15 protein-coding genes and 2 tRNA genes are annotated in these 15348 nt (G+C 42.6%); 3 read left to right on the plus strand and 14 right to left on the minus strand.

The window, feature by feature from the left end; translation table 11 throughout:
* Positions 1–4: 4 nt before the first annotated feature.
* The 6 genes from atpB to KI210_RS05025 form a co-directional block, all read right to left on the minus strand.
* Complete coding sequence (atpB, locus tag KI210_RS05000; RefSeq protein WP_212780804.1) at positions 5–718, minus strand: F0F1 ATP synthase subunit A; 714 nt, start codon at positions 716–718, stop codon at positions 5–7.
* A gap of 115 nt (positions 719–833) precedes the next feature.
* On the minus strand, positions 834–1463 hold the full coding sequence (gene upp / locus KI210_RS05005; RefSeq protein WP_212780805.1) for a uracil phosphoribosyltransferase: 630 nt from the start codon (positions 1461–1463) through the stop codon (positions 834–836).
* Between the two features lie 89 nt (positions 1464–1552).
* Positions 1553–2554, minus strand: coding sequence for an L-threonylcarbamoyladenylate synthase (locus KI210_RS05010; RefSeq protein WP_212780806.1), 1002 nt, complete (start codon positions 2552–2554; stop codon positions 1553–1555).
* Positions 2554–3396 carry a peptide chain release factor N(5)-glutamine methyltransferase gene (gene prmC / locus KI210_RS05015; protein WP_212780807.1) on the minus strand — a complete coding sequence of 281 codons (843 nt, stop codon included), beginning with the start codon at positions 3394–3396 and terminating at the stop codon, positions 2554–2556. The genes KI210_RS05010 and prmC overlap by 1 nt, the downstream gene beginning before the upstream one ends.
* Complete coding sequence (gene prfA / locus KI210_RS05020; RefSeq protein WP_212780808.1) at positions 3389–4474, minus strand: peptide chain release factor 1; 1086 nt, start codon at positions 4472–4474, stop codon at positions 3389–3391. The genes prmC and prfA overlap by 8 nt, the downstream gene beginning before the upstream one ends.
* A 37-nt stretch (positions 4475–4511) precedes the next feature.
* Positions 4512–5108 carry a thymidine kinase gene (locus tag KI210_RS05025; protein WP_212780809.1) on the minus strand — a complete coding sequence of 199 codons (597 nt, stop codon included), beginning with the start codon at positions 5106–5108 and terminating at the stop codon, positions 4512–4514.
* Positions 5109–5248: 140 nt separating this feature from the next.
* Between KI210_RS05025 and KI210_RS05030 the strand changes: the two genes are divergently transcribed.
* Positions 5249–6598: a Mur ligase family protein gene (locus tag KI210_RS05030; RefSeq protein ID WP_212780810.1), complete on the plus strand. Its 1350-nt coding sequence runs from the start codon at positions 5249–5251 to the stop codon at positions 6596–6598.
* Between the two features lie 87 nt (positions 6599–6685).
* Here the strand turns inward: KI210_RS05030 and KI210_RS05035 are convergent.
* Together KI210_RS05035 and KI210_RS05040 are read right to left on the minus strand one after the other, a co-directional pair.
* Positions 6686–6758: transfer RNA gene (locus KI210_RS05035), tRNA-Gln, on the minus strand.
* 8 nt (positions 6759–6766) lie between these two features.
* Positions 6767–6838: transfer RNA gene (locus tag KI210_RS05040), tRNA-Glu, on the minus strand.
* Positions 6839–6929: 91 nt separating this feature from the next.
* On the opposite strand from KI210_RS05040, the gene KI210_RS05045 reads away from it, so the two are divergent.
* Positions 6930–7940 (plus strand): serine hydrolase domain-containing protein, encoded by a 1011-nt coding sequence (locus tag KI210_RS05045; RefSeq protein WP_212780811.1) that lies wholly within the window; start codon positions 6930–6932, stop codon positions 7938–7940.
* A gap of 26 nt (positions 7941–7966) precedes the next feature.
* Here the strand turns inward: KI210_RS05045 and KI210_RS05050 are convergent, their stop codons facing one another.
* The 3 genes from KI210_RS05050 to KI210_RS05060 form a co-directional block, all read right to left on the minus strand.
* The gene (locus KI210_RS05050; RefSeq protein ID WP_371870186.1) at positions 7967–8167 is read right to left on the minus strand and encodes a hypothetical protein; all 201 of its coding nucleotides are present in this window, start codon (positions 8165–8167) and stop codon (positions 7967–7969) included.
* A 172-nt stretch (positions 8168–8339) separates the two neighbouring features.
* Complete coding sequence (locus tag KI210_RS05055; RefSeq protein WP_212780812.1) at positions 8340–9680, minus strand: glucose-6-phosphate isomerase; 1341 nt, start codon at positions 9678–9680, stop codon at positions 8340–8342.
* Between the two features lie 73 nt (positions 9681–9753).
* Positions 9754–10371, minus strand: coding sequence for a VanZ family protein (locus tag KI210_RS05060; RefSeq protein WP_212780813.1), 618 nt, complete (start codon positions 10369–10371; stop codon positions 9754–9756).
* A gap of 151 nt (positions 10372–10522) precedes the next feature.
* Between KI210_RS05060 and KI210_RS05065 the strand changes: the two genes are divergently transcribed.
* Entirely contained in the window at positions 10523–12694 is a 2172-nt protein-coding gene (locus KI210_RS05065; RefSeq protein ID WP_212780814.1) for an LTA synthase family protein, read from the plus strand.
* A gap of 51 nt (positions 12695–12745) precedes the next feature.
* Here the strand turns inward: KI210_RS05065 and KI210_RS05070 are convergent, their stop codons facing one another.
* From KI210_RS05070 to KI210_RS05080, 3 genes are read right to left on the minus strand one after another with little or no spacing between them, the layout of a single operon-like run.
* Positions 12746–14230: a sensor histidine kinase gene (locus KI210_RS05070; protein WP_212780815.1), complete on the minus strand. Its 1485-nt coding sequence runs from the start codon at positions 14228–14230 to the stop codon at positions 12746–12748.
* Positions 14227–14955: a response regulator transcription factor gene (locus KI210_RS05075; RefSeq protein WP_212780816.1), complete on the minus strand. Its 729-nt coding sequence runs from the start codon at positions 14953–14955 to the stop codon at positions 14227–14229. The genes KI210_RS05070 and KI210_RS05075 overlap by 4 nt, the downstream gene beginning before the upstream one ends.
* A complete protein-coding gene (locus tag KI210_RS05080; RefSeq protein WP_212780817.1) occupies positions 14955–15347 on the minus strand; it encodes an SdpI family protein in 393 nt (130 codons plus the stop codon). The genes KI210_RS05075 and KI210_RS05080 overlap by 1 nt, the downstream gene beginning before the upstream one ends.
* Between the last annotated feature and the right edge of the window lies 1 nt (position 15348).

A 15348-nucleotide genomic window follows, 5' to 3' on the forward strand; every position in this document is an offset into this window, starting at 1 on the left:
AATTTTATTCTTTCGTAACCTTTTTACCGATGTACACCATTGATAAAGTTACAAAAACATATGCTTGGATAGAGCCAATGAAGACAGAGAAACCTTGCCAGATGATGGCGAGCGGGGCAGCGACGATCTCAGTCAGTATCCCGTAACTAGGAGCTAAGGAATTACCAATCAAGGTCAGCAGCACTTCACCCGCATAGATGTTTCCGTAAAGCCGCAAAGACAGTGTCAAGAAGTTGGTCAATTCTTCAATCAAATTGATTGGCAACAAGAATGACACCGGACCAGCGTAGTTCTTGAGATATCCGCCAGTGCCGAACTTCTGAATACCGAATGTGAACGAAAGCAGCAAGGTCATCATTGCAAAGGTCATCGTCGTGACTGGATCCGCGGTTGGCGATTTAATGTACATTAGATCGCCAATTTTGACTTCCAGAACAAGCCCTAATTGGTTCATGAACCAAATGAACATAAACAGAACAAATGCATATAATGACAAGTGCTTTTGAGCATCTTCATCGGCGACGTTCGATTTAACGATGCCGTCGGTAAAGTCCAAAATCATTTCGATTACATTCTGCCGTTTGTTCGGTCTTAGTTCCACTTTTTGCGCTAACCACTTGCAGAGGAAAAAGACTGCAAGTGCCATCAGCGTGGAGCCAGCTATATTGGCAAAATTAAAATTAATGCCAAAAAGCTGAAACACGAATGATTTCTCCATTGCTTCGTACCCTCCCTTCTCGTGCTGATTAACTCGAACACGTTTTAATTCTAACACTAAAATTTAAAGATTAACGAATGTAACCGTGTTCAAGTAACAAATTTGTAAAATATTTTTACTTAGTACCGAAGAGACGGTCACCGGCATCTCCCAAGCCTGGGAAAATATAGCCGTTAGACATGAGCTTTTCATCTTCTGCTGCCGCATAAATGTCGACATCAGGATTTTCAGCTTGCACTGCCTTGACGCCATCTGGAGCTGCCACTAAGACTGCCAAGCGAATATTCTTAGCGCCCCGCTTTTTCAAAGCGCCAATTGCCATGTTGGCACTACCACCGGTAGCCAGCATTGGGTCAACGATGATGCATTCACGTTCTTCAATGTCTGGCGGCATCTTGAAGAAATATTCGTGAGGCTTCAAAGTTTCCTCATCACGATACATCCCAATGTGACCAACTCTAGCTGATGGAATCATTTCCAAAACGCCATCAACCATTCCTAAGCCAGCACGCAAAATTGGTACAATAACCGGCTTTTTCCCAGCCAATTGCTTTTGGGTGGTTTTACCGATTGGAGTTTCAATTTCTACGTCTTCCAGCGGTAAATCCCGAGTCATTTCATATACCATCAACCCGGCGATTTCGCCTACAACGCGACGGAACTCATTGGTACCAGTATCCTTGCGACGAATAATCGTCAGCTTGTGCTGAATCAATGGGTGATTTAAAACAGTAAACTTTCCCATTTCTGCCTCCTAAAAAAGATATACATTATCCTTATTATTCTAATCGAAAACGCGAAAGGTTTAAAGCCTTTCGCGTATTCAGTCATTAATTATTTTCGATAGTGTTGGCCGGCTGCTGCTTTATTTAGCCGATTCATGTAGGCATAGCTAGCTTGCCCCTGATCAAAACCTTGAACATAGATCTTTTTGATCCCCGCTTGATCATCAAAATATCTCAAGCCTGCAAAAAGATTATGATCTGCATCTACTAAATTATTTCCTAAATTAAATTTATTGGCATCAGGCACCGCTAAATCGGCCAAGACCGAGCTCAGAGCCATCACCCCAGTGGTTTCATCAAGCATCAATTTGCTAAAATCTGAAACTTGATCCACAACCACGACCGGTTCGCTAGGCGCATAGTGACGATACTTCATGCCAGGGGCTTTAGGAATATCTTTTTCACCGACTTTACCGGTATTGAGCAAAACCGGTTCACCCAAAACCGTACTTAATGCTTCCGGTGTGATTTCCCCAGGCCGCAAAACGACTGGTGGTTGAGCGGTTAAATCAATAATGGTTGATTCAAGTCCCACCCGAGTGGCACCACCATCTACAATCGCTGCAATCTTGCCTTTCAAGTCATGATAAACATGCTGAGCCGTGGTTGGACTTGGCTTAGTCGAGGTGTTTGCTGATGGCCCAACAATCGGGTAACCCAGCTTAGCAATCAGATCATGCGTCAATTGGTCATCGGGGCAGCGAAAAGCCGCGGTCGGCAAGCCCCCAGTCACAGCTTCAGGCAGGCTGCCAGGCTTTACGTATAACAATAAAGTTAAGGGTCCAGGCCAAAAATGCTTGATCAGCTTTTCAGCTTCTTCAGGCACTGCTTTTACATACCGGCGCATCATGGCTTCATCCGCAACGGTTACGATTAGTGGATTGTCACTAGGGCGCCCTTTGGCGCGGTAAACATTCTTGACGCTGGTTTCATTCGTGGCAATTGCCCCTAACCCATAAACTGTTTCCGTTGGAAATGCCACCAGCTCACCTTGTGCTAAAAGTGATGCTGCTTGATCCAAATCATCTTTTGACAGTATTTTGGTTTCCATTATTGATTCCACTTTCCATATACCATGCGAGGTTTGCCAGCCAAGTCATTCCGAAATTCAACAGTAAAGTCAGGCAACTTTTCGGCAAATAATTGACGCAATTCGTCTTGCTCGCTAAAGCCATATTCTAAGAAAAATTCTCCCCCAGCATGCAAGTGATCTCTTACTTGGTCAGCAAACCGACGATAAAAGGCCAAGCCGTCCTTGCCACCAAATAAAGCCTCTTGCGGCTCATTTTCCAAAACGTTTTGATCCATGTAGCCGCGTTCATTTTCCTTGATGTATGGCGGATTAGAGATAATCTTGTCAAACTTTTCCAAGCCGATCAAAATATTAGCTTTGCGCACAATTACATCCAAATCATAGTCAGCAAAATTTTCTTCTGCAGTTCTTAAAGCAGTATCGCTAATGTCACTGGCATAGAGGTCCAAATCTTTAATCCCTTTTTTGGCTGCTTCTTGACCAAAAGCCACGGTTATACAGCCGCTTCCCGTTCCTAAATCAAGTACTTTATCGCCATTTTTTACGTGATCTAAGGCCCAGGAAACTAATTCTTCAGTTTCAAACCGCGGAATCAGCACTCCGCGGACCACTTTTAGCTTATAACCATAAAACCAGCTGTAGCCCAAAATATATTGCGGGCTGACTCCGCGCTTTAACTTTTTAACATCAAGTTTTAGCTGGTGTTCCTGTTCTTCGGTTAAAACCAAGTCTTGCTTTAATTGAAACTGACTGGGCGTCATATCCAAACGCTCAGCTAATAAATAATCTACGTCCTCCGGACGCACATTATCTGCAGTTTCACAAGCCCACATGCGAGCTTCATGTATAGTTCTAGGCATTTTCTGCCAACTCCTCTAATTGCTTAGTTTGGTTGTACAAAATCAAGGCGTCAATTATTTCATCGAGTTCGCCGTTCATAATCCGATCCAGCTTGTTTAAAGTCAAGCCAATCCGGTGGTCAGTCACCCGATTTTGAGGGTAGTTATAGGTTCTGATCCGTTCAGACCGATCCCCCGTACCAACGGCATTTTTACGTTTTTCATCGTATTGGTCACGATTTTGACTTTCGTAATAGTCGTAAACCCGCGACTTTAAAATTTCCATGGCTTTTTCCCGGTTTTGCTGCTGGCTCCGTTGATCTTGCATCGCCACAACGATTCCCGTAGGCAAGTGAGTCATCCGCACGGCACTACTAGTCTTGTTGATGTGCTGACCACCAGCACCGCTTGACCGATAAACGTCAACCCGAATGTCTTTAGGATCAAGGTCGATATCAACCTGCTCATATTCCGGCATTACCGCAACAGTCGCGGTTGAAGTGTGAACTCGGCCTTGTGATTCAGTAACTGGAATTCGTTGAACCCGGTGAGCGCCGTTTTCATATTTCAGCTTACTGTAGACCTTGTCACCCGTAATCATAATCGCTACGCGCTTATAACCGCCAACTTCGGTTTGTTCGCTATCAACAATCGAAACATTCCAGCCTTGTCGTTCAGCATATTTTTCGTACATCCGCAACAAGTCGCCGGCAAACAGCGAAGCTTCATCCCCACCGGCAGCACCACGAATTTCCATAATGATGTCTTTGTCATCATTTGGATCTTTAGGCAGCATCAAGATTTTAATTTGATCTTCGAGGCTAGCGACTTCTTTTTCCAAATCAGAGTTTTCTTCTTTGGCCATTTCAATTAGGTCACTGTCGCTTTCGCTTTTGATAATATCCAAATTGTCAGCAATTTCTTGCTTATCAGCTTGATACTTGCGATATTTCTCTACCACCTCGCGCAAGTCCGCTTCTTCTTTGGAAATTTCCATGTACCGCTTAGTATCATTAATTACTTCGGGGTCAGCCATCATTTCTTGCAGCTCTTCATAGTGGGCTACTAGACTTTCAAGCTGTGCCATCACTTTATCCATTTGTTAAAATCGTTCCTTTCCTAATACAATTTGCCTGTTAATCAGTAATTGGGTGAAAATAGTGTTTACGACAAGTTGGATAATAGGATTCATCCCCGCCGATTTGAACTTGTTCGCCCTCATATACCGGCTTACCGTTATTGATACGCAGATTCATGGTCGCTTTATGACCACAATAATGGCAAATAGTCTTCATTTCCTCGATCTTGTCAGCAAAAATCAAAAGGTTTTCGCTGCCTTCAAATAAATGATTTTGAAAATCATTTTTGAGACCAAAGCACATTACCGGAATCTGCAGCTCATCAACAATTCTGGCACATTCCAAGACGTGATGCCGTTTTAAAAATTGCGCTTCGTCAATTAATACACAAGCCAGCTTCCCATGACCTTGTGCCTCATCAGCTTGGTTCAACTTTTTAATATAGGCAAATAAATCCATATCGGCTTCGATTGGGACAGCCTCTCGGTGCAAACCAATTCTAGAAGCCACTACGCCCTTGCCGCTCCGATCATCTAAGCCTGAGGTCATCAAGGCAATTTGCCGATGTTGAGCTTCATAATTATGCGCCACTTTTAAAATTTCAATTGTTTTGCCGCTGCTCATTGCGCCATATCTAAAAAATAATTGTGCCATTGCTGTTCTCCTTTTGCAATTATCCGACTATATAGTATAGATGAAATTTGTTTTTTCTGCAGGAGAAAATGTTTGAAACTCGTTTTATTCCTCTCTTCTATGCTAATATAAGTTTTAGTTTTTGAAGTGAGGGAATAGACATGAGTTTTAAATCAGGTTTTGCAACATCTCTAGGCAAGTCCTCATATTGGTTCTTGCATAACGTTCTCAAGGGCGGGACTAGTTTTCCAGGAAAAATGGCAATGAAAGTAGACCCCGACGTCCTTAAAAGCCTCAGCCGAGGCTATGAAACCATTATCGTCACCGGGACAAATGGTAAAACAATGACTACCGCCTTAATTGTTAATGCGCTTAAGCAAAAATATGGCGATGTTTTAACCAACCCTAGCGGCTCCAACATGCAGCAAGGGATCGTAACTGCTTTTCTGGCCCATGGAAAAAATCGCGCTAAAAGAAAGATTGCGGTTCTGGAAGTAGACGAAGCTAACGTCAAAATGGTTACCCAGCTTTTGCACCCCAAGGCTTTCGTTTTGACAAATATTTTCCGTGATCAAATGGACCGCTATGGCGAAATCTATACCACCTACGAAAAAATTGTTGACGGCATCAAGCTCCAGCCTGATGCAACCATCATTGCCAATGGGGACGCCAGCATTTTTTCAAGCGTTGACTTGCCAAACCCGAAAGTATTCTTCGGTTTTGATTTAGGAGCAAAACCAGAAAACGACCTGAAGGCTCCGGTCAACACCGACGGTGTTTTGTGCCCTAAGTGCGATCACGTCTTGCACTACCACGAACGAATTTATGCCAACCTAGGTAATTTCTTCTGCCCAAATTGCGGTTATCACCGGCCTAAACTGACCTACACGGTAAACTCAATTGACAAACAAACGCCTAATGAAATTGCCTTTCATATGGGAACTAAGGGCTACCACATTAATATCGGCGGCACTTACAATATTTATAATGCCCTGGCTGCCTACGCCGTTGCGCGAGAATTCGGTCTTTCTGATGACGAAGTAGCAGCAGCTTTCAAGGCGAACAAGCGGGTGTTCGGTCGCCAAGAATTGATTAATTACCGTGGCAAAGAAATTGATTTGATTTTGGTCAAAAATCCAGTCGGGCTAGATGAAGTCCTGCATATGCTCAACACCGAGCAGGATGATTTCTCGCTAGTTACCTTGCTTAATGCCAACCACGCCGATGGGATCGATACTTCTTGGATTTGGGATGCTGACTATGAAAGTTTAAATCCCCAACAGATTAAGAAAGTTTTAGTTGGCGGCCAGCGCTGGCACGATATGGCCTTTCGCTTAGAAATTGCCGGCTTTGATAACGGGGCCATGTTGATTAATCCTGACTATGACAGCTTGATTGAAGAAATCGGCAAACTGCCTACCAAGAAGGTCTATATTCTTTCAACTTACACGGCAATGCTTGCCTTACGCAAAAAAATGGCTGAAAAGAAAATCATTAAAGCAGGCATGTAGCCCCAGTGCCCAGCAGCATCGTTTGATGCTGCTTTTTTTGTACAAAAAAAGCTTCAACCCGCAGGTTGAAGCTAAAGAATAAAAAAATTGGGATGTCCGGGCTCGAACCGGAACATTATGGATTCAGAGTCCACTGCCTTACCAATTTGGCTACATCCCAGTGTTTGATCGCCCGTACGAGAATCGAACTCGCAACTCCACCTTGAGAGGGTAGCGTCTTAACCATTTGACCAACGGGCAAATCCAACAGGTATTATTATTCTACTTTGGTCTGGTCTTGTCAAGAACTTTTATTTATAATGGAGATCAATAGTAAGGACAGTTTTTAACCATGATTGATTATTCAAAAACGCAGCATTTAATTGAAGCGATGGTCTCAGAACGAATCGTTCCCGGTGCCAACTATGCCTTTCTGAATGGAAGACAAGTTTTCACCTCAACGCTCGGCTTTTCGGCAATTTATCCCAAATTAGAGCAGCTTAGCCCCTTTGCCATTTATGACCTAGCAAGCCTGACCAAAGTATTAGCAACCGAAAATGTTTTGTTGCATCTCTACGATCAGGGAAAATTGAATTTTTCTGAAAAATTAGCCGACTTTGTGCCCGACTTCACTGATCGGCGCATCACTTTGCAGCACCTGTTAACGCATACTAGTGGAATTCGCGGTTGGATTCCTAATCGCGACCAACTATCCCATGATGACTTATTAAAGGCTATCGTGAACTTGCCGGTAACCGACGAATTCAATCGCAAAATGCGCTATGCTGATACCAACTTCATCTTATTAGGCTTGGTCATCAAAGCAATCTATCACCAACCGGTACAAACTGTTAGTCAGCATCTCCTGCAAGAGATGGGACTTAAGCATGCAACTTTTTCTCCTAATCCAAGTGAGTGCATCCCTACAGCCCTAGTCGACGGAAAAGTCTTAAAAGGCATCCCCCATGATCCTAAAGCCCGCCAGCTTGGCCCTGATTGCGGAAGCGCGGGCTTATTTGCTGACATGGAAGACCTAATTTCATTCAGCCAGGGTATTCTTGGTCAAAATTTAGAAGTCTTGCCCTATAGTCAGCAAACAGTCAAGCAATTGTTTTTTGACCGGACGCCATCCGGTGTTAAGCCGCGGGCTTGGGGCTGGGATTTGCGTTTTGATCCAGCTGATTACCATCCAGTTATTTTGCATACCGGCTTCACTGGAACCTTAATTATTCTCGACCGGCAAAAGCAAAGCGGCTTAATCCTGTTGACTAATCGGGTTCATCCGACTGGCCATAATACGATCTTTCTTGCCATGAGAAAACGGATTATCGATACCTTCTTAGCTGAAAATAGCAAAAAATAAGCATAGCCAAGGCCATGCTTATTTTTTTACATAGATTTTTCGTTCATTTTCATCGAATGATGCGGCATGAAATAATAGACTAAATCTACGACGCTTTGCGCCAACATGCCACCTGCCATCCAATACATTGCCGGCATCATTTGCCCCGTAAAAGTGTAATAGCAAGTTATGCCATAAACCACAACCCATAAGATTTTTACCCATAAATTATCTACCATCATTGCCATATTCCTTCCTTTCGGAATCTATTATATGCTATTTTATTTCAAAAAGAAAGCCTTTACATTATTGATATATCAATACTTTTAGCTACATTTGTAGACATAGGCTGTGTTATTTTATGATATAAAAAAAGACAAGCTGCAATTTCAGCTTGTCCTTTTTATTAGGCTTTGCTAATTAAAGACGACTTTGCAAATCATCATGCAAGTCTTCATAACCAGGCTTGTTTAACAAACCAAACATGTTACGCTTGTATGCTTCAACGCCTGGTTGGTTGAATGGGTTAATGCCATTCAGGTAACCTGAAATACCTACGGCTAATTCAAAGAAGTAAATCAGGTAGCCCAAAGTATGTTCAGTTTGGTCAGGAATGTTAACCGTCATAACTGGAACGCCACCGTCGGTGTGAGCTAAAACCACGCCTTCGTATGCCCGGTCGTTTACGTAGTTCATCGTCTTGCCTGACAAGAAGTTTAAACCATCCAAATTCTTGTCGTCGTTTGGAATTTCAACGTCGTGAGCTGGCTTAACAACCCGAACAACCGTTTCCATCAAGTTCCGACGACCTTCTTGAATGTATTGGCCCAATGAGTGCAAGTCAGTAGTAAAGTTGGCACTTGCTGGGAAGATGCCCTTTTGGTCCTTACCTTCTGATTCACCCATCAATTGCTTCCACCATTCGCCAAACATTCTAACAGTTGGTTCGTAGTTTTCCAATAATTCGGTAGTGTAGCCCTTCCGGTACAAAATGTTACGTAAAGCTGCATATTGGTATGGACTGTCTTCTTTCAAATCAGTCTTGCCCAAGTAATCAGCACGAGCATCAGCAGCACCTTGCATTAAAGCGTCAATGTCGCAGCCGGCAGCAGCAATTGGCAACAAACCAACAGCTGACAAAACTGAGAAACGACCGCCTAAGTCATCAGGAACAACAAATTCTTGGTAGCCTTCAGCATCTGCTTCAGTCTTCAAAGCACCCTTTTGCCGGTCGGTAGTAGCGTAGATCCGCTTGTTAGCTTCTTCCTTACCGTATTTCTTGATCAGCTTGTCCTTCAAAATCCGGAAGGCTACTGATGGTTCAGTGGTAGTACCTGACTTAGAAATTACGTTCAAGCTGAAGTCCTTGTCGCCCAACCATTCAATTAAGTCATAAAGGTATGAGCCAGATAGAGAATTACCACAGAAGACTACTGTTGGGTAGTTGCCCTTGTCACGGCCATAGAAAGCACCGTTCAAGAATTCGATTGAGGCTTGGGCACCTAAATAAGAACCACCAATCCCAATTCCAATTAAGACATCTGAATCGCTTTGGATCTTCTTAGCTGCTGCTTTAATCCGAGCAAATTCATCTTTATCATATTCAACTGGCAAGTTAACCCAGCCGCGGAAATCAGCACCAGCACCAGTACCGTCATGCAATTCCTTATCAGCTGCATCAACCATAGCTTGCATTTCGCTCAATTCGTTTTCATGAACGAATGGCGTCAATTTACTGCTATCAAATTTAATTAAACTCATAATCCGCTTCCTAACTAAAATATATATTTCACAAGCCCTATTGTAGCAATCTTCGTAACCGATTTCTAGACCTCTAGGATATTTCTTTTTTTACCCGTTTAAACAGGCGATACAATAGATATCCGCAGCTGGCTCCAACGGTATTAAAAAAGACATCGTCGATATCAGTCACGCCGGTGGCCAAGAAAAATTGACAAATTTCAATGGTAATCGACCAGCCCATCCCTAGCAAAATGGTCTTAGCAGCAGTCGCCTTTTTTGAAAAGACAATCGGGAACAAGAAGCCGAATGGCAGGAAACATAAAATATTGCCTAAAGAATTGTAATAAAAGTCCAAATGGCTTGGCGCATAGATCATCTTCCAGGTTTCTTTTAAAAAGACCAAATTGATATCGGACAAAGGACGATGCAAATGCAATTCAATTTGCCAAGGGAAGTAGGCATCCCTAAAAGTCGTCCCCATAAAAACCAGCAGCATATAAAAAACTAATAGCCAAACGCTGACCTCGCTGGCTAAACTTCGCCGATGCCTTACGCCAAAAAGCCATAACAAGCGAAAGAAGGCAAAAATCAGAAAATAAAAGATAGTTTTATCAAGTGCTGTCAGAATTAATTTAACGAGTGCAAAATGATTAATTTGCATGGCATAGTGAGCGGCTAGCCAATTGTACAAGGGTCCAAAGAATAACATGCTACCAATCCTTTAAAAATTCTTACCTAATTATAGCCGACTTTTGCTAAATTTATTGGGCGAAAATGTTAAGAATCTTGAAACTCTTGACGATAATTTGTCATCAGCCTGGAACTCTTATAAAATTAGGTTACTAAAGGAGAACAAAGTTGTGAACTTAACAAAATTACGACGATTTCTAAATACTAGGCTAGGGTTTCTCTGCCTGTTAGTGACGCTTTATTCATTAAAGTACATTCTAGTTGCTTACACTGACTTTAACTTAGGTTTATCTGATCCCTGGCAGCACATCATTATGTGGACCAGCCCGATTGGTACGGCAGCTTTCTTGATCAGCATTGGCTTTTACGTTCCTAAGCCGCTGATTTCATACATTGTGATGCTGGTCATGGATGGATTAAACTCGATTCTATTATTTGCCAACATCCTCTACTATCGGCAATTTTCGGACTTTTTAACGGTTAAAACCATGCTCAATGCGGGCAAGGTTTCGCAAGGTCTAGGAAAAAGCACAGTGGCCTTATTGCAGCCCTACGATCTAATCTTTTTGGTAGATTTTGTCATCATCATCGCCTTGCTGCTTAGCCGGCAAGTAAAGATCGATCAAAAATCTTACGGAGTCATTGAACCCTTGGGGGTTTCTAGTTTTGCAATCTTCTTAGCAGTTGCAAACTTGACTTTAGCTGAAACCTCGCGGCCAAGATTATTGCGAAATACCTTTGATCGCGTCTATGTGGTTAAATACACTGGGATTGATACTTTTACCATCTATGATGGGATTAAGAGCCTGGAGACGGGATCGGTGACCAAAAACGCCTCCACCAGTGATCTTTCAAAGATTATGAATTACCTTTCTCAAAATTATGCCAAGCCTAATAAAAAGTACTATGGGGCGGAAAAAGGGAAAAACGTAATTGTGATCCACCTTGAAAGCTTCCAACAATTCTTGCTTAATTTAAAAATCAACGGTAAAGAAGTTACGCCCTTCCTAAATTCGCTTTATCGCGGTCCCCACACCCTTTCTTTTAGCAACTTTTACCACCAGGTGGGGCTGGGCCGGACCAGTGATGCCGAAAATATGCTGGAAACCAGCACCTATGGGATTTCTGATGGCTCGCTTTTCACCAGCTTGGGATCAGAAAATACCTTCCAGGCAGCACCCCAAATTTTGAAACAGTACGGCTATACTTCAGCCGTCTTTCATGGCAACGTGGGCACCTTTTGGAATCGAAATGATGTCTACAAGAATATGGGATATAACTATTTCTTCGACAAAAATTATTTTTCAAAGGAATCGTCAGATTCCATTGGCTATGGTATCAAGGATAAATTGCTTTTTGCCGAAAGCATTAAATATCTTGAGCATCTGCAGCAGCCTTTCTATGTTAAATATCTAACCGTCACTAACCATATTCCTTTTGATATGGATGAAGAAGACTTAGACCCAAGCTTTAAGACCACCAAAACAAGTGATAAGACGATCAATAATTACTTCCAAACCGCCCACTATCTTGACCAGGCTCTGCAAGAATTTTTTGCCTACCTCAGAAAATCCGGCTTGCTGAAGGACACGATGGTTGTTATTTACGGCGACCACTATGGCTTAAGCAACTCCGAATATGAAACTTTGGCGCCAGTACTGGGCCAGGATAGTGATACTTGGAATAACTACAATAATGTTGAAATGCAGCGCGTACCATTTATGATCTACGCTGATAACCTAAAAGGAAAACGAGAAAACCAAGTTGGCGGCGAAATTGACGTCTTGCCAACCCTCCTGCACTTACTTGGCGTCGCCACCAAAAAGTACCTGCAATTTGGTACTGACATGCTTTCTGAAGATCGCAGGAAGTGGATTGTTTTCCGAAATGGCACGATCGTTAGCGAAAATTATGTCATTATTGGCGGCAAGGGAATCAAAGGCACAGTTTATAAGCGTAAAGATGGCAAACAAATTGTTAACTTTACTCCAAAAGAAAAGACTGAAATTGCTAAGTTAAGCAAAACCGCAAGATTGTCTTTGAAATACTCAGACCTGCTGAATAATAAGAATTTGCTGCGGTATTATACGCCCAGCGGCTTTATCCCGGTAAACCCTGAGAATTTCAATTACACCACCAACTATCAACAAATGCGAAAAGTTGAACGAGAGCTGGGAAAACGGTCAACCTCGCTTTACAGCGAAAACGGCAATCATACTACCACTAAGCTATATCAAACTGATGCCCCTGAATTAGCAGGCAGACGTAGTGAAATCACGAAAATACCGAAGGCCGTAACTGATCAAGAACTCTCTAGCTCGAGCAGCAGTTCGGAAAAATAAGCATTAGAAAAGCAGCGCAAAGCGCTGCTTTTTTGTTATACTATCAAACTTTTAATTTTCATCTTCAGGAACTAGCTTTTTATGATCATCTTGAGCCTTTTGTTCATAGCCTTTGTCATAAAGTTCTACCGTAAAAGTAGAACCTTTATTTGGCTCAGATGATACATCAATCTTGCCGCCATGCTGTTTTATTAAACTAGAAACGATGGCCAGACCTAAACCGGATTCTCCGGTCCCCAGACGTGCCCGTGATGGGTCAGCCTTGAAAAACCGTTCAAAAATGTACTTCATTTGTTCCTGACTCATGCCGATGCCATTATCAATTACTTGGAATTGACTGCCATGTGGAATTCGCCGACCAACGATTTGGATCTGCCCATGTTCGGTAAACTGAATGGCATTTTGAATCAGATTTACCATGATTTGCGTGAAGCGATCGGGGTCTGCATATGTTGGCAATTTCTTCGGGACCTTAAGAATCAACTCGTTATCAGATTTTTTGGCATTGCCCGAAAGCTGTTCTTTGACATCATCCAAGAGCGGTTTGGCATCAAATTCACTCTTTAGCAATACCACCTTGTTCTTGCGGATTTTTTCATAGTCAAGGTTCTCATTTACCAACCGAATCAAACGTTTGGTCTCATGCTGCATTAATTCAATTGACTTAGGCTTATCTTCTTCAGGAATGACATCATACTGCAAGCCCTCTAAGATACCATTAATCGTGGTTAACGGCGTGCGCATTTCATGCGCAGCATCAGCCAAGAATTGATCGCGCCGCTTTTCTTGCGCCTTGACTTCTTCGTCAGAGCGTTTCAAGGTCCGCACCATCTTGTTAAAGTTGCCGGCCAATTCATCAATTTCATCCCGATTGCGATGAGGCAGCTGGACTTCAAAATCTCCTTGGGCAACCTTTTTAGTTGCTAAAGAAAGACGCTTGATCTTATTCGACTGATAGTAGCTCATGATGATGCTGAGCAAGAGTGCCACAGCAATTGAAATAATTAAGGCGTTTACCAAATTCCGCTTAGCCATCTGGATCGGTCGTTCGATATTGTTAACCCGCGCGCCAATCCAAATAACGCCAATCATCGTGTTCCCGCTAAACCAAGGCACAAAGACCCCAGTGAAAGCTACCTTATCGGTTTTTTTGGTCGCCTGCTCGCGTTGCGTATTTGAAATGCGGATTTCTTTTCCGCTTTTCAGGGTTTTCAGTACGCCCTTTCGCAGTTTAACCTCGCCTGCGCTCTTAGGATAAATCTGCTGACCGTTTTTATCAAAAATACTGATACTGACCTGGTCATCCCGAAAAACAAACTGCAATTTATTCAGAAAATTATTGCTCAAAACCGCCGTCTTGCCATCGCCATCAGATTTTGCCATGTTGCCTAAGGCTTGAGCATATCCTTCAAGCCGTTTGTAGTTATTTTGATAGGATTGGACAGATTCATACTTAATTTCCGAATAACCAATGATTGAGACACTTGTTAAGATTACGACTAAGAAGCCGAGAAGGTTCTGATAGATTAACTTCATTGCTTAACCTTCGAATCATCAAATTTATAGCCTACGCCCCAAACTGTTTGAATAATTTGAGGAGCAAATTTGTCTAGCTTCTGCCGCAGCTTCTTGATATGTGCATCAACAGTTCGTTCTTCGCCATAATATTCGTAACCCCAGACCAGCTCTAGCAGTTGTTCACGTGAGAAGACTTGTTGTGGTTTTTGCGCAATGGTATATAGTAAGTCAAACTCCTTAGGCGTCAAGTTTTCTACCACTCGACCGTCAAAGCGAACCTCTCGGCGTGATTTAGAAATTTCTAGATGCTTAGTAGTAACATCAAAGTCGCTATTTTCTCCACTTTGCTTGTCATCAGCCTCTTGTTCCATCATGACCCGCCGGTGCAAAGCCTTGATCCGGGCAATTAAAGCAATCGGACTGAAAGGCTTGGTTACGTACTCATCTGCTCCGATTCCTAAGCCCAAGACTTGGTCGCTTTCGGTATCTCTAGCCGTCAGCATGATGATCGGCACCTTGGGTGAAATTGCCCGAATCTCTTTAGCTACCTGAATGCCATCTTTTTTCGGCAAATTCAAATCCAGGGTAATCATATCGTATTTCTCGGGATTTGCCTTGAACATTTCTACTGCTTGTTCACCATCTGTTGCCAGGTCTTCATTCCAATCTTCTTTTTTAAAGAATAAGCCCATCATTTCGGCAACAGAATTATCGTCTTCGACTATTAAAATATTTAAGTTCATTATTGATCCTTGAATCCTTTAACTTTTTCGTGTTTTACATCGTCTGGATTGACATAATCTGCCGGCAGTTCATGACGAGCAAGCAAATACTTTTTCAATTTTGTCTCAGTACTTGCAATTGGGAAAATGATGAAGAGATAGAAAGTCAATAACCAGCATAGAAAATACCGATCCCACTTTAAATAGTGGATGCCAACCCCTAACAGGAGCTGAATCCCGCCGTACAAGATAAAATAGCCAGCTGCCCACTTTTGGGCTAATTTAAAGCTTTCTTTAGTGGTAATAGCTAAGTAAGACCAATAGCCATAAATTCGATTAGGCCGCTTAGCTGGATTAATTAGCCAAATTACTCCAATCGCAATTAATATGCTACCGCATGCAACATAGATCAAA

The organism is Lactobacillus corticis, from assembly GCF_018327645.1.
Lineage (GTDB): Bacteria > Bacillota > Bacilli > Lactobacillales > Lactobacillaceae > Lactobacillus > Lactobacillus corticis.